Annotated in this window: 13 protein-coding genes and 1 pseudogene; 9 read left to right on the plus strand and 5 right to left on the minus strand. The window is 73.5% G+C overall.

The window, feature by feature from the left end; genetic code table 11:
• Window positions 1–527 precede the first annotated feature (527 nt).
• From ACFYYN_RS08665 to ACFYYN_RS08685, 5 genes are all read left to right on the plus strand, one after another.
• A complete protein-coding gene (locus tag ACFYYN_RS08665; protein WP_500545186.1) occupies window positions 528–4,394 on the plus strand; it encodes a S8 family peptidase in 3,867 nt (1,288 codons plus the stop codon).
• A 177-nt stretch (window positions 4,395–4,571) separates the two neighbouring features.
• Complete coding sequence (locus tag ACFYYN_RS08670; RefSeq protein WP_500545187.1) at window positions 4,572–5,573, plus strand: helix-turn-helix domain-containing protein; 1,002 nt, start codon at window positions 4,572–4,574, stop codon at window positions 5,571–5,573.
• Window positions 5,574–5,648: 75 nt separating this feature from the next.
• Window positions 5,649–6,488 (plus strand): PP2C family protein-serine/threonine phosphatase, encoded by an 840-nt coding sequence (locus ACFYYN_RS08675; protein WP_500545188.1) that lies wholly within the window; start codon window positions 5,649–5,651, stop codon window positions 6,486–6,488.
• Window positions 6,485–7,486 (plus strand): MASE1 domain-containing protein, encoded by a 1,002-nt coding sequence (locus tag ACFYYN_RS08680; protein WP_500545189.1) that lies wholly within the window; start codon window positions 6,485–6,487, stop codon window positions 7,484–7,486. Before ACFYYN_RS08675 ends, ACFYYN_RS08680 begins: the two co-directional genes overlap by 4 nt.
• Window positions 7,487–7,573: 87 nt before the next feature.
• Entirely contained in the window at window positions 7,574–9,301 is a 1,728-nt protein-coding gene (locus ACFYYN_RS08685) for a sensor histidine kinase (RefSeq protein ID WP_500545190.1), read from the plus strand.
• Here the strand turns inward: ACFYYN_RS08685 and ACFYYN_RS08690 are convergent, their stop codons facing one another.
• The 3 genes from ACFYYN_RS08690 to ACFYYN_RS08700 all read right to left on the minus strand — a co-directional run bounded on the left by ACFYYN_RS08690 (window position 9,302) and on the right by ACFYYN_RS08700 (window position 12,248).
• Window positions 9,302–10,192 carry a hypothetical protein gene (locus ACFYYN_RS08690; RefSeq protein ID WP_500545191.1) on the minus strand — a complete coding sequence of 297 codons (891 nt, stop codon included), beginning with the start codon at window positions 10,190–10,192 and terminating at the stop codon, window positions 9,302–9,304.
• Between the two features lie 682 nt (window positions 10,193–10,874).
• On the minus strand, window positions 10,875–11,576 hold the full coding sequence (locus ACFYYN_RS08695) for a response regulator (RefSeq protein ID WP_500545192.1): 702 nt from the start codon (window positions 11,574–11,576) through the stop codon (window positions 10,875–10,877).
• Window positions 11,577–11,783: 207 nt separating this feature from the next.
• Window positions 11,784–12,248: a cyclic nucleotide-binding domain-containing protein gene (locus ACFYYN_RS08700; protein ID WP_499514876.1), complete on the minus strand. Its 465-nt coding sequence runs from the start codon at window positions 12,246–12,248 to the stop codon at window positions 11,784–11,786.
• Between the two features lie 112 nt (window positions 12,249–12,360).
• On the opposite strand from ACFYYN_RS08700, the gene ACFYYN_RS08705 reads away from it, so the two are divergent.
• Both ACFYYN_RS08705 and ACFYYN_RS08710 read left to right on the plus strand, forming a co-directional pair.
• Window positions 12,361–14,139, plus strand: coding sequence for a SulP family inorganic anion transporter (locus ACFYYN_RS08705; protein WP_500545193.1), 1,779 nt, complete (start codon window positions 12,361–12,363; stop codon window positions 14,137–14,139).
• Between the two features lie 91 nt (window positions 14,140–14,230).
• Window positions 14,231–16,225 carry an ABC transporter ATP-binding protein gene (locus tag ACFYYN_RS08710; RefSeq protein WP_500545194.1) on the plus strand — a complete coding sequence of 665 codons (1,995 nt, stop codon included), beginning with the start codon at window positions 14,231–14,233 and terminating at the stop codon, window positions 16,223–16,225.
• 57 nt (window positions 16,226–16,282) lie between these two features.
• On the opposite strand, the gene ACFYYN_RS08715 is transcribed toward ACFYYN_RS08710, so the two are convergent.
• Entirely contained in the window at window positions 16,283–16,636 is a 354-nt protein-coding gene (locus tag ACFYYN_RS08715; protein WP_500321518.1) for a Zn-ribbon domain-containing OB-fold protein, read from the minus strand.
• Window positions 16,637–16,685: 49 nt separating this feature from the next.
• Window positions 16,686–17,390, minus strand: coding sequence for a TetR family transcriptional regulator (locus tag ACFYYN_RS08720; RefSeq protein WP_500545195.1), 705 nt, complete (start codon window positions 17,388–17,390; stop codon window positions 16,686–16,688).
• Between the two features lie 67 nt (window positions 17,391–17,457).
• Here ACFYYN_RS08720 and ACFYYN_RS08725 point away from each other — a divergent pair, with 67 nt between their 5' ends.
• Both ACFYYN_RS08725 and ACFYYN_RS08730 read left to right on the plus strand, forming a co-directional pair.
• The gene (locus tag ACFYYN_RS08725; protein WP_499514881.1) at window positions 17,458–18,645 is read left to right on the plus strand and encodes an acyl-CoA dehydrogenase family protein; all 1,188 of its coding nucleotides are present in this window, start codon (window positions 17,458–17,460) and stop codon (window positions 18,643–18,645) included.
• 31 nt (window positions 18,646–18,676) lie between these two features.
• Window positions 18,677–18,771: pseudogene (locus ACFYYN_RS08730) on the plus strand (electron transfer flavoprotein subunit beta); the annotation flags it as partial.

The following is an 18,771-nucleotide window of genomic DNA, read 5'->3' on the forward strand; positions in this document are numbered from 1 at the left end:
CTCCGGGCCCCCGGGGGTCCCGGGGCCGCCCGTCACGAGCCGGGCGCGGCCGGGGGAGTGCCGAAGGCCGTCCGCATCGTTCGCGAGGGCCTCGGCGGGCCGTAGGGGGGCGCGCGTTGCCGTTGTCGGGGCCGCGTTCCTGGCCCGCGGCGCGGCGGCCTGGGCCACCTCCCCCGGGCAGACGGGCCCGGGCGGCGAGCCGCGCCCTGCCGGGCGCCTGGCGTAGGCAGCCGCACGAGGGACCTCGGGTCGCCGGATCGCCCACGGCCGTCCGGTCCGCGCCCGCGCGCGGCTTCGCCGTCACGCGCCGCTGGACCGGCAGGGCCCGCCCTTTGGGGGTGGTTCGTACCGTCACCGGGTGGTTCGCCGTGCCCTGGCGGGGGTCGTCGCAGGTTGCCCGAACCGCGCCGTGTCGCCGTTGGGACATGTCCCAGCTGTGACAGCTGATACCCGGTGACACCTCCCCGGCATCGGCAGATTCTGTCGGACAGCGCGTGACCCGGAGCTGTACGAAAGGTGTTTGGCTGATGGCATGGTTCCGCCTCACGGCGGCGATATCGACAGTGCTGGTGGTGACGCTCGGAGGCACGACGACCGCCTCCGCAGGGACCACCCCGGACGGCCCGGCGCGATCCGCCGACCGTGACGGGACGTCCTCCACCACCGTCCGGCTGGTGAGCGGTGACCGGGTGACGGTGACGTCGCTGCCCGGTGGGCGGAGGACCGCCTCGGTCCAGCCCGGACCTGGCCGCGAACACATCCCCTTCCGCACGCTGGAAGCCGACGACAAGTCGCTGACCGTCATGCCGTTCGACGCCGAGGCACTGGTGTCCGCGGGCACCCTTGACCGCCGGCTGTTCAACGTGACGGCACTGATCGCCGCCGGATACGACGAGGCGCACACCTCGACGCTCCCGCTGATCGTCTCCTCGCGGCCCGAGCCGTCACGGGACGGGGCCCGCGTGGCGCCGCAGGCGGCGAAGACCGCCGGGGCGACCGCCGACCGGCTGGTGGCGCTCCGCGCGGACAAGACGTCCGCGCGCACCCTGGAGAGCATCGACGCCCGCTCCTTCCGGGTCGCCGACGACGAACTCGGCGCCTTCTGGAAGACGCTGAACCCCGGTGGTGGGACCTCGGACGCCGCCCGGGCCGCGGTGACCCCGCGGGTCTCGCTGGACGGCAAGGTGAAGGCGGTCCTGGACCGCAGCACCGCGCAGATCAACGCGCCCGCCGCGTGGAAGGCCGGGTACGAGGGCCAGGGTGTGAAGGTCGCGGTGCTGGACACCGGTGTCGACGCGAACCACCCCGATCTCGCGGGGCGGATCGCGGAGGCCAGGAACTTCTCCGACAGCGCGAACACCGACGACCACTTCGGGCACGGCACGCACGTCGCCTCGACCGTCGGCGGCACCGGTGCGGCATCGGCGGGGACCCGGCGGGGCGTGGCGCCCAAGGCCGACCTGCTGGTCGGCAAGGTGCTCGGCGACGACGGCTCGGGCTCGGAGTCGCAGGTCATCGACGGTATGGAGTGGGCGGCGGGCGAGCACGCCAAGGTCGTCAACATGAGCCTCGGTGCGGACATCCAGACCGATGGCACCGACCCGATGAGCCAGGCCGTCAACACCCTGACCGCGTCGACGGACACGCTGTTCGTCATCGCCGCGGGCAACGCCGGCCCTGGGCCGTCCACCGTCGGCTCGCCGGGCGCTGCCGACGCCGCGCTGACCGTGGGCGCCGTCGACCGGGACGACTCCCTCGCCTCCTTCTCCAGCCGCGGCCCGCGCTTCGGCGACGGCGCCGTCAAGCCCGACGTGACCGCCCCGGGCGTGGGCATCGTGGCCGCCCGTGCCGCGGGCACCACCATGGGCGACCCGATCGACGCGAACTACGTCGCCGCCTCGGGCACGTCGATGGCGACTCCGCACGTCGCGGGCGCCGCGGCCCTGCTGGCGCAGCAGCACCCGGGCTGGGGCGCGCAGCAGATCAAGGACGCGCTGATCAGCACTTCGCGCACGGTGCCCGGCACCAAGGTGACCGAGCAGGGCGGCGGCCGGATCGACCTGGCCACCGCCACCGGCCCGATCACCGCGACCGGCACGGTCGCGCTGCCCCCGGTCCAGAACGGCGGGACGGCAGGACGGCAGCAGGCGGCCACCGTGCGCTACACCAACACCGGTGACAAGACGGTCGACCTGAAGCTGGCCGTCAAGCTGTCCACCGGAACCGGGCGCGCGCTGCCCGACGGGGTCGTCACCCTCGGCTCCGGCACCGTGAGCCTCGCACCCGGTGCCACCGCCGACGTCCCGCTGAGCACCGACGCGGCCCACGCCGCGCGCGGGAAGTACTACGGCTACGTCACCGCCGCGGCGGCCGACGGCACGGTTGTCGCCCACACCACCGTCAGCCTCAACGTGCACGCCCCCAAGCACAAGTTGACCGTGGTCGCCCGCGACCGCGACGGCAAGGTCATCGAGGGCGCGGCGCCGACGATCTGGGGCGCCGACGGGTTCGTGCAGTACAGCGGCGTCGAGCCCGCCGTCGCCGAGGTCGAGGAGGGCACCTACCAGCTCAGCTTCGGGACGCTGGACAGGGCCGCCGACGGCCAGGAGCTCCGCGAGGTGGTCAACCCGGAGGTGAAGGTCACCAAGGACACCACGGTGACGCTCGACGCCTCCAAGGTCACCGAGGTGAAGATCCGCACGCCCCGGCCCGCCGAGCAGCGCGGCATCCTCAGCTACCAGACGTACCGGAAGATCGACGGCAACGGCCTGATCCAGGGCGTGATGTTCTTCGACATCGCCAAGCGGATCTACGTCAGCCCCACCGCGCGCGTCACCGACGGCGACTTCGAGTTCGCCTCGCGCTGGCAGCTGGTCGCCCCGCAACTGCGGGCGAAGGTCTCCGGCACGTCGCCGGCCTTCACCCCGTACTACGTGCCCGCGTCCCCGGCCTTCGACGACAAGGGCGCCAAGCTGACCGCCGTCGACGCCGGCACCGGCACCGCGGCCGAGCTGAAGAAGGCCGGCGTGCGCGGCAAGCTGGCCGTGGTCCGCTGGGACTTCTCCGACGACCGGCAGCTCGCCAAGGCGGCCAAGGAGGCCGGGGCCAAGGCGCTGATGCTGGTCGTGGAGGAGGGCTTCTACCCCTGGACCCGGTGGAGCCCGACCGGTGACCGGATGGCCCTGCCCACCATGCGCGCCGGCACGGCGGAGGGCACCGCGCTCCTCAAGCGCATCAAGAAGCGCACCACCACGGTGGAGTTCTCCGGCACGGTGCGCAGCCCGTACCTGTACGACGTGATGCAGGTGTCCAAGGGCTTCGTTCCGAAGAACCTGGTGCACACCGTCTCCGAGCGCGAGAGCGCCGTGGTCCGTAGCACCTACACCCGTACCGGCGCCTCGCAGTGGGCGAGTGAGCAGCGCTTCGGGTGGCGTCCGTACCAGGACACCGCCTGGAACCAGTACAGCCGTGAGGTGCCGACGGGCCTGGAGCGTGTGGAGTACGTGACCGGCGGGGACACCCTGTGGCGCCACACCGTGCACCACAACGTCGTCTTCGGCACGGACACCCCGCTCGGGGCAGGCATGCGGAACGTGCCGCGCACCTACCGGCCCGGTCAGAAGGCCACGGAGCGCTGGTTCGGGGCCGTGGTCCGTCCGTCGATTCCGCGCGGCGCGGCCTGGCCGTCGGTGCGCAACGGCAACACCCTGTCCGTCTTCGTTCCGGAGTTCAACGACTCCGGCACCGGCCACTATTCGTTCTACGAGCTCAACGGCTTCGGTGGCGGCATCGGAACCGGCGCGGCCCGCGTCGGCGACGGAGCCCCGGCGGACGACACCGCCACCGCGGTGCTCTACCGCGACGGGAAGCAGATCGCCGCGTCCGACCAGGGCGCGTGGGGCGACTTCGAGGTGCCGGCGGGCGACGCGAAGTACCGGCTGGACCTGGCGACCACCCGGGTGTCGGACGACTGGCGCTTCGGCGCCGGCACCCGCACCTCGTGGACCTTCCGCTCCGGTTCCGCCGCCGACACGACGCTGCTGCCCCTGCTGCAGGTCGACTACGCGGTGCCGGTCGACGCCCGCAACGCGGTGGGCCCCGCCCGCCGGTACCAGCTGGGCCTGGACGTGCGGATGCAGGACGGCATGGCCGCGCCGCGCGGGGTGACCCTGCGGGTCGAGACGTCCTACGACGACGGGCGGACCTGGACCCGGGCCGGCACGGCCCGCAAGGGTGGCGGCTACACCGCCACCGTGGAGCGTCCGTCGCGGGTGCGCGGCGACGCCTACGTGACGCTGCGCGTGACCGCGACCGACGCGGCCGGCAACAGCGTCCGGCAGACGGTGGACCGCGCGTACCTGCACAGCGGCGCACGGGCCTCCGGAGGACGGTGACGGTGGGGCGTCACCGTTGACACAGCGGCGGGTGCAGGGGAGTGTGGGCCCCGGCACCCGCCGCGCCATTGGCACGAAACATTTCCCGGGTATAGTCCGGCCTTTAACGAAATGTACGGCTTGTGCCCACCCTGTGCGCATGTCGTGCGGACCCGTTCGGACCCGGAGGAACGCGGCATGCTCGAGGCGGCTGGCCTCACCGCGGTCGAGGAGACCGTCTACCGGCTTCTGGTCACCACCGCGACCGCCTCGGCGGACGACGTCGCGGTACAGACGGGCCTCCCGCCCGGGCAGACGGAGGGCGTCCTCGCCTCCCTCGCCACCAAGGGGCTCGCCAGCCCCACCGACAACCGCCCCCGGCACTACGCCGCCACCCCGCCCGACGTGGCCCTGCTGCCGCGTCTGCAACGCCAGGCCGACGCCCTCGACAAGGCCCGCACCGCGGTCACCGACCTGCTGGACAGCTACCGCAGCACGGCGCGCCGCCAGGACGCCGGCCAGCTCATCGAGGTCATCACCGGCAGCCAGGCGCTGCGCCAGCACCTGCGGCAGATGCAGGAGAACGCGCGCCACGAGATGCTCTGGTTCTGCAAGGCGCAGTACGTCGCCATGCCCTCGGGGAGCAACCGCGCCGAGTACGACGCCCTCGCCCGCGGCGTGCGGTACCGCGTCCTGTACGAGCGGGCGTTCTTCGACGACGACGGGGCCATTGACAACGTTGTTGAGGGCGTCCAGGCCGGGGAGATAGCCCGCTCCGTGCCTCATCTGCCGCTGCGGCTCGCGGTCGCCGACCGCACCATCGCCATCTGCCCCCTGGTCCCCGGCGGCCCGCACGGCAGCCCGAACGAGCCGACCGCGGCGCTGCTGCGCGACAGCAGCCTCCTCGAGGCGCTGACCGCGCTGTTCGAACGCTACTGGGAGGACGCGGTACCGCTGCACGTCAGCGCGTCCGGCGCGATGAGCGGCGCCGACGACACCGACGGCTCCGACCCGCTGAGCGAGACCGACCGCCGGCTGCTGTCGCTGCTCGTCGCGGGCGTCGCGGACAAGGCCATCGCCAGCCAGATGGGCCTGAGCCGGCGCACCGTCCAGCGCCACATCCAGCACATGATGACGCTGGCAGGCGCCGCGACCCGCATGCAGCTCGCATGGCAGGCGGCCCGCCGCGGCTGGCTCTGACCAGGGGTGCGGGAGGGGCCGCGGGCGTAGGGTGAGAAGTGGCGCGAGTGCCCAAGGCCCCGGAGCGTTGGTGCCATGTCCCGACGTCACACCGCTCCCTCCAGCAGCAGCGCCGAGGAGCTGTTGAACACACTCGGACAGCTCACCGGCCGCATCCTGGAGCGGATCAAGATGCAGCAGGCTCGGGTGGAGCTGGCGGCCGCCCTCCAGCGGCACACCCTCCGCGCCGCGCTCCCGGCCGTCCCGGGGCTTCGCGTGGCGGGCCGGTACGCCCCCGCGCGTGACGGGCTCGACATCGGCGGCGACTGGTACGACGTGTTCCCCATGCCGGGCGGCAGCGTCGGCTGCGCGATCGGCGACGTGCAGGGCCACGACGTCGAGGCCGCCGCCTACATGGGCCAGGTGCGCACCTGCCTGCGCGCCGTCGCCGTCGCGACCACGGAGCCGGCGGAGGTGCTCGCCCGCACCAACGACCTGCTGATCTCCATGGGCTCCGGGCTCTTCGTGACGTGCACCTTCCTCCGCTTCGACCCCGCGACCTGCGAACTGGTCGACTCCCGCGCCGGGCACGTCCCGGCGGTGTGGGCCACCGACGACGGCCACTGCGAGGTCGTGCTCGACGAGGGCGGCCTGCCGCTGGGCATCCTCGACGGCGAGAAGTACCCGTCGACCCGCCGCGTCCTGGCCGGCACCGGTGCCTTCGTGCTGGTCACCGACGGCGTGGTGGAGGGACCCGGCCATCCCCTCGACGAGGGGATGGCCCGTGTGGCGGACCTGGCCGCCGCCGGCTGCACCGCCGACCCCGACGAACTGGCCGCCCGGGTGATCGCCGTGGCCGACCTCACCGGGCACAGCGACGACGCCGCCGTACTCGTCCTCGGACACGGCGGCCCCTGCGGGACGGCACCGCGATGACCGCCGACGGCCACGGCGAGGGGCTCCGGCGGCACCGGGCCACGGCCCTGTGGATCCTGGTGATGGTCGCCGCCTACTACGGCGGGGCCCGCATCGGCCTGGATCAGCAACTGGTGCGCGGCCAGGTCACCCCGATGTGGCCACCGACCGGGATCGCCCTGGTCGGCCTGCTGCTCGGCGGGATCCGGCTGTGGCCGGGCGTCGCGATCGGCGCGTTCGCCGTGAACATCGCGATCGGGCCGTCGTTCCTGCCCGTGCTGGGGATCGTGGCCGGCAACACCCTCGCTCCGGTGTGCGCCTGCCTGCTGCTGCGCAGGGTCGGGTTCCGCGTCGAACTCGACCGGCTGCAGGACGCGCTCGCCCTGGTGTTCCTCGGCGCGCTCGGGGGGATGCTGATCAGCGCGACGATCGGCAGCGGCGTGCTGGTGGCCTCCGGTGCCGTGCCGGTGGGCGCCTTCTGGTCCACCTGGTCGGTCTGGTGGACCGGCGACGCGATGGGCGTGCTGGTGATCGCTCCGCTGCTGCTCGTCCTGCGCACCGTCCGGGCGCCGCGCGGGGTCCCGCCGTACCGCTGGGCGGAGGCGGCGGCGCTCGTGGCGGGCACCGCGCTCGTCACGTTCGTCGCCACGCACAGCACGCCTGGGCTGCTCTTCCTCGTCTCCCCGCTGCTGATCTGGGCCGCGTTCCGCTTTCAGCTGGCCGGCGCCGCGCCCTGCGTCCTGATCACCTCGCTCATCGCGATCGAGGCCGCGGCGGACGGGTCCGGCCCGTTCGCCGGACTCGACCTGTTCGCCAAGATGGTGACCCTCCAGGCCTTCAACGGGTCCGCCGCGCTGACCGCCCTGCTGCTGTCGGCGACCGTCACCGAACGGGAGCACACCCGCCGCGAGATCGAGCAGGTCTGCCGCAGGCTCGGCGAGGCCCTGTCCCGGCTCGCGCCCGACGAGAAGATCGAGCACTGGGCGGCCGTGCCGCCCGGCGAGCGCGGCCACGAGTAGCGGAGCCGTTCCGCGCGTCCTCCCGCCGGGGTGGCGCTACTTTGAGAGGGGGCCCCACGAGGGCCGCCACAGCGGACGGAGGTGCCGGTGGGGACTGACGGCGGCAAGGACGCCGAGGGCCTGCCACGGCTGCAGCTGGACGACTTGCTGGACGAGCTGCAATCGCGCATCGACGCGGTGCGGGGGACGCGGGACCGGGTGCACAGCCTGCTGGAGGCGGTGCTGTCGGTCGGCCGGGAGCTGGACCTGCCACAGGTGCTGCGGCGCATCGTGGAGGCCGCCGTCCTGCTGGTGGACGCCGAGTACGGGGCGCTGGGCGTGATCGGCGACGACGCGCGGCTGGCCCAGTTCCTGACGGTGGGCGTCAGCGACGAGCAGATCAAGGCGATCGGGCCGCTGCCCTCGGGCCACGGCATCCTGGGCGAGTTGATCCGCCACCCGGTGCCACTGCGCCTGGAGGAGATCGCGCAGCACCCGGCCTCCCACGGCTTCCCGGCGAACCACCCGCCGATGCACTCCTTCCTGGGGGTGCCGATCCGGATCCGCGACGAGGTGTTCGGCAACCTGTACCTGACGGAGAAGCGGGGCGGCAAGGAGTTCGACGGCGAGGACGAGACGGTGCTGTCCACCCTGGCGGTGGCGGCCGGGGTGGCGATCGACAACGCCCGGCTGTACGAGGAGGCCAGGTCGCGGCAGCGGTGGCTGGAGGCGAACGCGGAGATCACCGGCGGTCTGCTGTCGGGCATCGACGAGGACGCGGTGCTGGAGCTCATCGTGGAGCACGCCCGGAGCATCCTCGGCGCGGACCTCGGCGTGCTGGCGCTGCCCGCCGGGACCGGCGACGGCATCACGATGGCGATCGCCACCGGCATCGACGCCGACACCCACCAGGGGCTGACGCTGCCCCGCGAGGGATCGTTCACCGGGGCGGCCATGGCCGCGAACGAGCCGCTGACCAGCGTCGACATCCAGCGCGATCCCCGGGTGGTGGCGGGTCCGCCGCGGTTCGGCGGCCTGGGCCCCGCGGTGGCCGTGCCGATGGCGACCCCGCAGGGGGTGCGCGGTGCGCTGCTGCTGGCCCGCGCCGAGGGGGAGGCGCCCTTCACGGAGGCGGAGACCGCGCTGCTGCTGGGCTTCGCCGGCTCGGCGGCCCTGGCGATGGAGCTGGCCGAGCGCCGCCGGGCGGCCGAGCAGCTGGTCCTCCTGGAGGACCACGACCGGATCGCCCGCGACCTGCACGACCTGGCGATCCAGCGGCTGTTCGCGACCGGGATGACGCTGCAGAGCGCGATGCGGTTCGTGGACCACCCGCAGGCGAGCGAGCGGCTGCTGCGGGCGGTGGACGACCTGGACGAGACGATCAAGATCATCCGCTCCACGATCTTCGGTCTGCGCAGCCACGAGACCGGCCCCGGCCGCCAGGGGCTGCGGGTGCGGACGGCGAAGGCGGTGGAGGAGGCGGTGCCCGGCCTGGGCTTCACCCCGTCCCTGCGCATGGAGGGGCTGATCGACACCGACGTGCCCGCCGCGGTCGCCGAGCACGTGGTGGCGGTGCTGGCCGAGGCCCTGTCGAACGTGGCCCGCCACGCCAGGGCCGGTGCCGCGGAGGTCTCCCTGGTCGTCGGCTCGGGCACGCTGACCTTGACGGTCAGCGACGACGGCGTCGGCGTCCCCGAGGACGGGCGCCGCAGCGGACTGGCCAACCTCGAGCGGCGCGCGAAGGAGCTGGGCGGCACGATGACGCTCGAGACACCTGACCGCGGCGGCACCCGCCTGGTGTGGCGGGTGCCGTCGGACGGTGGCCGTACGCGCTGATCAGCCCCGCTCCGCGGCCTCGTGGGCCGGCACCCGCGACGCACCGGCCCCGGACGCCGCGGCGCCGAACCGGATGAGCATCTGCACCAGGCCCGGACCGCAGTCCGTGGTCCGCATCGCCGCCCGCAGGTCAGGCCACTCCATCGCCTCGTGCAGCAGCGTCGCGTGGACGGTGTGCGCCGTCGCCAGGAGTACCACGTGCTCCATCGCCTGCCCCGCCCGCAGCCAGTCCGCGCACCAGTCGTGGGGCGTGCACAGCGCCGCGACCAGGGGCCGCCGTTCGGGATCGACGGCGGCCGCTCCGGCCCCCGCGTCCTCGTGGACCCGGCCCCCGGAACCCACGGCGCGGCCCGTGCCCGTCGTGCCGCGCTGCTCCGCCTCCGCGGTCAGCCGCAGCAGCCGCAGGGCCTCCTCGGCGCGCGGCAGGGTCAGCGACGCGCCCTCCGCGTGCGCGGCGTCGATCAGCTCCAGCACCACCGCCCCGGTCGGGCAGTGCGCGAAGTACGGCGTACGGCAGCTGTGCCGGCGCCAGATTGCGTCGTACAGGTCCCGGTACGGGCGGTCGCCGACGCGGAGCGGGCCGATCGGGCGCACGGCGGCGAGCAGGTCGGCGTCGCCGGGTACGGGCAGCAGCTGCACGGCAGGCTCCCAGCCGAAGTGGGCCAGGGCGACGCGCAGGTTGAACACCGCGGCGCCGACGGACACGTGCAGGGCGCGCGCCGCCGCCTCGGACTCCGGCACCCCCGGCTCGGGGACCGCGCGGACCTGGAACGTGCCGGTCTCCGGATCGAGGCGGTACCGCCAGGGCCGGCTCCCGCGGAACGAAGGGGCCGCCACAGCGGCGGAGATCAGCTTCTCCAGGGTCGCCCCGTTGAGTGTGGTGGGATTCATGGCGCGCTCCTCCGGATGATGCGTCTCCCACCTTGCACGTCGCGACCCCCCCACGGGGAGGGCCGACCGGCCCTACCGCCTGGGCCCGCCGGGGCATCCTCGTGGGCCCCCGCGGCCCGCGCCGACCGCACAGCCGACCGCACACGGGCGCGCCACCGCCGCGAGGCGAACGGCGGCACCCGCGCGATGGGGGCCCCAGCTCACGGGCGCGCGGAGTCCCGGCGTCTCAGGGGGCGGAACCCTGTGGGCCGCGCGACGGCTGGTGCTGGGTGGCGGGCACGGGCCGCGGCGGTCACGTCTGTTCCGCCTCGGTGCGTGCCGACGCCGCGGGGCGGCGGCCCCGGGCGCTGCGCAGCAGGACCAGTGCTTGCCGGTGGTGCCCACTCGGCGCGGGGAAACGGTGGTGCCCAGGCTGAGCGGTCGCTGCTCACGGGCGCGCGGAGTCCCGGCGTCTTAGGGGGGGCGGAACCCTGTGGGCCGCCGGACGGCTGGTGCTGGGTGGCGGGCACGGCCCGCGGCGGTCACGTCTGCTCCGCCTCGGTGCGTGCCGACGCCGCGGGGCGGCGGCCACGGGCGCTGCCCAGCAGGACGGGTGCTTGCCGGTGGTGCCCACTTGGCGCGGGGAGACGGTGGTGCCCAGGCTGAGCGGTCGCCGCTCACGGGCGCGCGGAGTCCCGGCGTCTCAGGGGGCGGAACCCTGTGGGCCGCCGGACGGCTGGTGCTGGGTGGCGAGCACGGCGGCCTGGATGCGGCGCTCGACGCCGAGCTTGCCCAGCATCCGGGAGATGTGGTTCTTGACCGTCTTCTCGGACAGGAACAGCCGCCGGCCGATCTGCCGGTTCGTCAGTCCCTCGCCGATCAGCTCCAGGATCTCCCGCTCGCGCGGGGTCAGCCCGGCCAGTGCCTCGTCCTGCTGCTCCTGCGGCTGCTCCTGCTCGCGCAGGCTGTTCATCAGGCGGGCGGTGGTCGCGGGGTCGAGCATCGACTGGCCCGACGCCACCGTGCGGACGGCGGAGACCAGGTCGGAGCCCTTGATCTGCTTCAGCACGTAGCCGGCGGCACCGGCCATGATCGCGTCCAGCAGGGCGTCGTCGTCGTCGAAGGACGTCAGCATCAGGCAGGCCAGCCCGGGCATGCGCGAGCGCAGCTCCCGGCAGACGTTGATGCCGTCGCCGTCCGGGAGGCGCACGTCGAGGATCGCCACGTCCGGCCGCAGTGCCGGGGCGCGCGCCAGGGCGTGGTCGACCGTGCCGGCCTCCCCGGCGACCTCGATGTCCGGCTCGGCGTCGAGCAGATCGTGCAAGCCGCGCCGTACCACCTCGTGGTCGTCGACCAGGAACACCCTGATCGGATCCTGCTCCGTGAACTCCCGTGCCTCACTCATTCCGGCCCCCAGGGCGTCTCTTCCCGAACCCGCGGCCTTGCGGCGCCCGGCCCGCGCACCCGCCGCGCCGGCGTTCCTCCGTCCACAGGGATCAAGAAGACACGCCCGCGCGCTCCGCCGCCATCGCTGCCGCCCGATCCCGCGGTCACTCCCGGATCATCCCCCGGGCGGCCCCGCGGCGACAGGGCCGAACGGACCATGCGCCCGTCAGTGCACCGTGCTGCCGCTGCCCTGCGGACCGTACAGGTCCAGGAGCCGGGTGCGAGACCCCTGCAGCCGGTGCGCGACGATCTGCGCGACCCGGCGCGCGACCGCGCGCCCGAACACCGCGTCGGCCTCGCACAGCGCCCGTATGACCGTGGCGTCGAACTCGTCGGCCCGTACCGGGCTCTGGGCCCGCGCGCCGAGGTGCCAGGAGTAGGGCGGGAAGAGCCACGACCAGCCGAGCAGGTCACCCGGGCCGAGGGTCTCGACCACGGCGGGCTGCCGGCCGGGCACGTGCAGGTCGAGGGCGACCGAGCCGGTACGGATGATCCAGAAGCGGTCGGCCCGGTGCCCCTCCTCGAAGATCCGGGCCCGGGCCGGGAAGGACACGTCGCGCGCGAGTTCCAGCAGTCGCCCGCGGGTCTCCGGGGGCAGTGCGTCGAGCAGGCCCGTCGTGGTGGTGGTCATCGCCGTCCTCCCTCTCGTCCGGTACGACGTCACCTCCAGGGTCCTCCGCCACCCGGGAGTGCGAGGAGGGGCCGACCGGCCCCAACACGGGGTCGTCGGGGAGGATGGGCCCATGCCGTCCGCCGTCTCCAAGCCCGCCCCGCCGCCCGCGAGGTCCGCCGCGAAGCGCGGTTGGCGCGGACTGCTGCCGGGCCTGGCCACCCTCGTCGGCTACCGCAGGGCATGGCTGCGCGGCGACCTGCTCGCCGGCGTCACGGTGGCGGCGTACCTGGTGCCGCAGGTCATGGCGTACGCCGAACTGGCCGGGCTGCCGCCGGTCGCCGGGCTGTGGGCCGCCCTCGCCCCGCTCGCGCTGTATGCCCTGCTGGGGTCGTCCCGGCAGCTGTCGGTCGGCCCGGAGTCCACCACCGCGCTGATGACGGCGACCGCCGTCGCGCCCCTGGCCGCGGGGGACCCCGGCCGCTACGCCGTGCTCGCCGCTGCGCTCGCCGTGGTGGTCGGCCTGCTGGCCGTGGTGGCGTGGGCGGTACGGGCGGGCTTCGTCGCCGACCTGCTGTCGCGCCCGGTGCTCGTCGGCTACCTCGCCGGGGTGGCCTGCATCATGATCATCGACCAGCTGCCCAAGCTGACCGGGGTGCCGGTCACGGGAGAGGAGTTCTTCCCCCAGCTGGTCTCCTTCGTGACGCACCTGCCGCAGGCGCACGCGGGGACGGTGGCCTTCGCCGCGTCCGCGCTGGCCTTCCTCTTCCTCGCCCAGCGGTACGTCCCCCGCGCGCCCGGTCCGCTGCTCGCCGTGGTCGCCGGCACGGTCGTGGTCGCCGTCTTCGGGCTGGAGGCGCACGGCATCGCGGTCATCGGCGAGGTCCCCTCCGGACTGCCCCGGCCGGCCCTCCCCACCCCCGGCGACCTGGCCCACCTGCTGCTGCCCGCGGTGGGCGTGCTGCTGGTGGGCTACACCGACTTCGTGCTCACCGCACGGGCCTTCGCCGACCAGGACGCCGACCGCCTCGACAGCAACCAGGAGTTGCTCGCCCTGGGCGCCGCCAACCTCGGGTCGGGCGTCCTGCACGGCTTCCCGGTCAGCAGCAGCGCCAGCCGCACCGCGCTCGGCGTCTCCGCCGGCAGCCGGACCCAGCTGTACTCCCTGGTGACGCTGGTGGCGGTGGTCTGCGTCCTGCTGTTCCTCAACCCGGCGCTGTCCGCGATGCCCTCCACCGTCCTCGGCGCCATCGTGGTCTTCGCCGCCTGCCGGCTGATCGACCTCGCCGGTTTCCGCCGTCTGGCGTCGTTCCGCCGCCGCGAACTGGCGCTGGCCCTCGCGTGCCTGGTGGGCGTGCTCGCCCTGGACATCCTGTACGGCGTCATGGTCGCCGTCGCCCTGTCGGTGGCGGAGATGCTGGTGCGGGTGGCCCGCCCGCACGACGCCGTCGAGGGACTGGTGCCGGGCCTGGCCGGCATGCACGACGTGGACGACTACCCCCAGGCCCGCACGATCCCCGGTCTGCTCGTCTACCGCTACGACTCGCCGCTCTTCTTCGCCAACGCCGAGGACTTCCGCCGCCGGGCCCTGGCCTCCGTCGACCGGCAGCACGACCCGGTGCGGTGGTTCGTCCTGAACACCGAGGCCAACGTCGAGGTCGACATCACCGCCCTGGACGCCCTGGACGCCCTGCGCCGCGAACTCGCCGCCCGCGGCATCGTCCTCGCGCTCGCCCGCGTCAAGAAGGACCTGCTGGACGACCTGGACGCGTACGGTCTGACCGGGTCGGTGGGCCGGGAGCGCATCTTCCCCACCCTGCCGACGGCGGTCGAGGCCTACCGCGCCTGGGCGGAAGGCGGCGCCGACGGGGGCGGGAACGGGACCGCCGGGAGCGGGGACGGGGCGCACTGACGGGAGCGGGCCACACGGCGCCGCCGTGAGGAGCACCCTGTGGGAAGGCCGCCACGGCACCGCGCCGCGGCCGCCGCCGAGGGGGACGCTCATGACCAGGCGGAAGCGGCAGGAAGCCCCGGGAAACCCGGACGTCCTCGCGCCGGAAGAGGTGTCGGAGTCCGAACGGCTGCTGTTCGGCGGGCCGTTGCGGTACGACATGGGCTGGAACAAGCACGACGGCTCCTTCCTGGAACTGGGACTGCGGGCGATGCTCCGACGGCTCCCGCAGCTCGTCGCGACCACCGTGCGCCTGGCCCACCGGGCCGATCCGCGGGCCCTGCGCGTCGTGGCGCTGGCCGAGGCGGGCCGCGGCGTCGCCCAGGCAGTGGGCCTCGTCGCCGTCAACTGGGTGCTCGCCCGGCTGCTCGTGCCCGGCGGGACCGCCGAGCGGCTCACGGGCGCCGCCCCGGCGCTGGTGCTCGTGGCCGCGGCCGCACTGACCGGGGCGGTGCTGCGCTCGGCCTCCACGGCCGGCACCGGCAAGCTGGAGCCGACCGTGGAACGGGCGGCCACCGAGATGTACCTGGAGCGCGTCGCCCGCGTGGAGCTCGCGGCCGTGGAGGACGACGAGTTCCACAAGCTGCTCGACTCGGCGTCCTGGGGTGCCGCGTCGGCCCGGCGGATGATCAACTTCTGCTCGTCGGTGGTCAACGCGCTGATCTCGCTGGTCGCGGCGGCCGGCGTGCTCACCGTCCTGCACCCCGGGCTGCTCCCGCTGCTGGCGGTGATGACCCTGCCCAGCGCCTGGAGCGCGCTCACCATCGCCCGCCGCCGGTACATCTCCTTCCACAACTGGGTGCAGCACGCCCGCGCCGGGCAGCTGCTGGGACGCCTGCTGATCGAGACGCAGGCGGCGCCCGAGGTCCGCGTCCACGACCTCGGGCCGTTCCTGCTGGGGCACTTCAGGGCGATGGCCGAGAACGGCGAGCGGGAGCAGACCCGGCTCGCGCGGCTCGCGGCGCGCACCGGACTGGTCGCCTCGGCGTGGACCGGGGTGGCGACGGCGGCCACGTACGGCGCCCTGGGCGCGCTGCTGTGGAGCGGGGCGATGGGGCTGTCCGTGGCCGGCACGGCGGTGATCGCCATCCGCACCGGGTCCTCCGCCCTGGACCGGCTGGTCGTCCAACTCGGCTACCTGCACGAGGAGGCGCTGTTCGTCGCCGAGCTGGAGCGGCTGTGCGCCGAGGCGGACCGCCGGGTGATCCCGCGCGGCGGGCTCGACCTGCCGGAGCGGGTCGAGGCCGTCCGCTTCGAGAAGGTCACCTTCAGCTACCCGGTCACCGCCGCCGCGGCGCCCGGCACCCCGCTCGTGCGGCCGCCGGCCCTGTGCGAGGTCGACGTCACCATCCCCATCGGCCAGGTCGTCGCCCTCGTCGGACGCAACGGCAGCGGCAAGACCACCCTGGCCAAGCTGCTGTGCGGGCTGTACACGCCGGACTCCGGACGGATCCGCTGGGACGGCGTCGACGCGGCCGACGCCGACCGGCGGCAGATCACCGACCGGATCGCGCTGGTCTCGCAGGACGCCTACCGCTGGCCGTTCACCGCGCGGGTCAACGTCGGGATCGGCCGCCCCGACGCCCTCCTGACGGACGAGCGCCTGGACGCCGCCGCCCGCTACTCCGGCGCCGACGAGGTCGTCGCGGGCCTGCCCCGCGGCTGGGACACGCTGCTGGGCCGCGGGTACAAAGGCGGTCACGAGATATCCGGCGGCCAGTGGCAGCGGCTCCAGCTCAGCCGGGCCCAGTACCGCGACGCCCGGATCCTCATCGTCGACGAGCCGACCAGCGCCCTGGACGCCCAGGCCGAGCAGCGGGTCTTCGACCTCATCCGGGAGCTCGCCGCCGACGGGCAGACCGTCGTCCTGATCACGCACCGCCTGCACAGCGTCCGCCACGCCGACGTGATCTACGTCCTGGACGGGGGACGCGTCGTCGAGCACGGCGCCTTCGCCGACCTGATGCGGCCGGGCGCGGGCACGGGCGACTTCCGCGAGATGTACCTGCTGCAGTCCCGGCAGTACCAGCACCCCGAGCACAACTGACCTACGGGACCGGCCCGTCGGGGGCCCGGCCGGTGGCGCGTTGCGGGGCCAGGGCGACTACCAGGTGTACGGGGACACCGGCGGCTCGCAGAGTTCGAAGACGAGCTCGCCCGCATCGGCGCGCTCCGTCCGGGCCACCCGCACGCGGGCGCCGCTGCGCACCTGCATCGGCAGGGCGCCGACGATCCGGCCCCGTACCGAGAACCCCTCGGAGAGGTCGACGAGGGAGGCGTCCCGCATCGAGCGGACGATCACCCCCGTGCCGTCGCTGCGTACCTCGTCGAGCTCCGTGGAGGCGCAGGTGGGGCAGAGGAGGCGCTGGAAGGCGGTGTTGCCGCACCAACGGCAGCGCTGGACCAGCAGCCCGCCGTCAACCGATTCGTCGTGCGCGTCGAGAGTCCGGTCATTCATGGCGCACACGATATGGCACTGAGTGCACTTTGAAAAGGCACTCAGTGCCTTAAGTGGGGGAGTCCTCCTCCGTCAGGCCCGCCTCGATCTCCCGGACGACCCGCCACATGGGCGTCCGCCGCTTGGTGATCACGATCACCACGTCGTCCTCCGCCTCCGGGGTGCCCTGCCGGGGGGCGCCGTCCCCGTTCCAGGCGGCGCGGACGAACTCCATCGCGTGGTCCACGGCCGCGCCGGCGTCGCCCTCCGCACCGGAACGCAGCCATGTGCGCAGGCCGTTGTTGTGGGCGGCGACCACGGCCGCCGCGATCACGTCGGCGCGGAGCTTGCCGTCGGGGCGGTCCGCGTAGCGGGCCCCGAGGTAGTCGGCGATCGCACGCTCGTAGCGCCACACGACCGAGAGTTCGTACGCCCGCAGCCCGGGCACCTGCTTGGTGAGGCGGTAGCGCTGCACGGAGAAGGTCGGGTTCTCGGCGTACATGGTGAGCACCAGGCGCGCCGCGTCGCAGACCCGCGTCACCGGGTCGTCCGTGTCGGCGCTGGCCTCCAGGAAGCGGGTCATGTCGGCGAGCGCGCCCTCGTGGTCGGGGAAGACCACGTCCTCCTTGGAGGGGAAGTAGCGGAAGAACGACCGGCGCCCGACGCCGGCGAGGGTGACGATGTCGTCGATCGTCGTCGCCTCGTAGCCGCGTTCGAGGAAGAGCTGGAAGGCCGCTGCGACGAGGGCGTCCCGCATCGGGGGCTTCGTGGTCATGGAGGCGAACCTAACACCGGGGGTCAGTCGATCGATGGCACTGAGTGTGCATAATTGAGGGTACTCGATGCCATGGAAGCTGACGCGGACTGGAGTAACGGACGTGAGTGACAATTTCGACCTCTTCCGGACGTCGGAGGAGCACGACATGCTCCGGGACGCGGTGCGTTCGCTGGCCGAGGCGAAGATCGCGCCGTTCGCGGCCGAGGTGGACGAGCTCGGACGGTTCCCCCAGGAGGCGCGGGACGCGCTGGAGGCGAACGACCTGCACGCGGTGCACGTGCCGGAGGCCTTCGGTGGCGCGGGTGCGGACGCACTGTCGACGGTGATCGTGATCGAGGAGGTGGCGCGGGTGTGCGCCTCCTCCTCCCTGATCCCGGCGGTGAACAAGCTGGGCTCGCTGCCGGTGCAGCTGTCGGGCTCGCAGGAGCTGAAGGCGAAGTACCTCGGGGCGCTCGCACGTGGCGAGGGGATGTTCTCGTACTGCCTGTCGGAGCCGGAGGCCGGCTCGGACGCGGCGGGGATGAAGACGCGTGCGGTGCGCGACGGGGACTTCTGGGTGCTCAACGGCGTCAAGCGGTGGATCACCAACGCGGGCGTGAGCGAGTTCTACACCGTCATGGCGGTGACCGACCCGGAGAAGCGCTCCAAGGGGATATCGGCCTTCGTGGTGGAGAAGGGCGACGAGGGCGTGTCCTTCGGCGCCCCGGAGAAGAAGCTGGGCATCAAGGGGTCGCCCACCCGCGAGGTGTACTTCGACAACGTGCGGATCCCCGCGGACCGGATGATCGGCGCGGAGGGCACGGGCTTCGCCACGGCGATGCGCACCCTGGACCACACGCGCGTGACGATCGCGGCCCAGGCGATCGGCATCGCGCAGGGCGCACTGGACTACGCCAAGGGCTACGTCAAGGAGCGCAAGCAGTTCGGCAAGGCGATCGCCGAGTTCCAGGGCATCCAGTTCATGCTGGCTGACATGGCGATGAAGCTGGAGGCGGCGCGGCAGCTGACGTACGCGGCGGCGGCGAAGTCGGAGCGTTCGGACGCGGACCTGACGTTCTTCGGTGCGGCGGCCAAGTGCTACGCGTCGGACGCGGCGATGGAGATCACCACGGACGCGGTGCAGCTGCTCGGTGGATACGGGTACACGCGGGACTACCCGGTGGAGCGGATGATGCGCGACGCCAAGATCACCCAGATCTACGAGGGCACCAACCAGGTCCAGCGCATCGTCATGGCCCGCAACCTGCCGTAATCAGCAAACCGAGAGTGTGGAGGGACATCAAGTGAGCTTGAGGATCGTTGTCGCAGTGAAGTACGTGCCTGATGCCACGGGTGATCGTCACTTCGCGGGGGATCTGACCACGGATCGGGATGCGGT

The organism is Streptomyces sp. NPDC001902 (assembly GCF_042891295.1).
Lineage (GTDB): Bacteria > Actinomycetota > Actinomycetes > Streptomycetales > Streptomycetaceae > Actinacidiphila.

Excerpts from the sequence above, each read along its gene's own strand:
- ACFYYN_RS08680 (WP_500545189.1), top strand. The coding sequence starts at position 6,485 with ATGACCGCCGACGGCCACGGCGAGGGGCTCCGGCGGCACCGGGCCACG.
- ACFYYN_RS08705 (WP_500545193.1), top strand. The coding sequence starts at position 12,361 with ATGCCGTCCGCCGTCTCCAAGCCCGCCCCGCCGCCCGCGAGGTCCGCC.
- ACFYYN_RS08725 (WP_499514881.1), top strand. The coding sequence starts at position 17,458 with ATGCCATGGAAGCTGACGCGGACTGGAGTAACGGACGTGAGTGACAAT.
- ACFYYN_RS08715 (WP_500321518.1), bottom strand. The coding sequence starts at position 16,636 with ATGAATGACCGGACTCTCGACGCGCACGACGAATCGGTTGACGGCGGG.
- ACFYYN_RS08695 (WP_500545192.1), bottom strand. The coding sequence starts at position 11,576 with ATGAGTGAGGCACGGGAGTTCACGGAGCAGGATCCGATCAGGGTGTTC.
- ACFYYN_RS08720 (WP_500545195.1), bottom strand. The coding sequence starts at position 17,390 with ATGACCACGAAGCCCCCGATGCGGGACGCCCTCGTCGCAGCGGCCTTC.
- ACFYYN_RS08665 (WP_500545186.1), top strand. The coding sequence starts at position 528 with ATGGCATGGTTCCGCCTCACGGCGGCGATATCGACAGTGCTGGTGGTG.
- ACFYYN_RS08710 (WP_500545194.1), top strand. The coding sequence starts at position 14,231 with ATGACCAGGCGGAAGCGGCAGGAAGCCCCGGGAAACCCGGACGTCCTC.
- ACFYYN_RS08690 (WP_500545191.1), bottom strand. The coding sequence starts at position 10,192 with ATGAATCCCACCACACTCAACGGGGCGACCCTGGAGAAGCTGATCTCC.
- ACFYYN_RS08700 (WP_499514876.1), bottom strand. The coding sequence starts at position 12,248 with ATGACCACCACCACGACGGGCCTGCTCGACGCACTGCCCCCGGAGACC.
- ACFYYN_RS08670 (WP_500545187.1), top strand. The coding sequence starts at position 4,572 with ATGCTCGAGGCGGCTGGCCTCACCGCGGTCGAGGAGACCGTCTACCGG.
- ACFYYN_RS08675 (WP_500545188.1), top strand. The coding sequence starts at position 5,649 with ATGTCCCGACGTCACACCGCTCCCTCCAGCAGCAGCGCCGAGGAGCTG.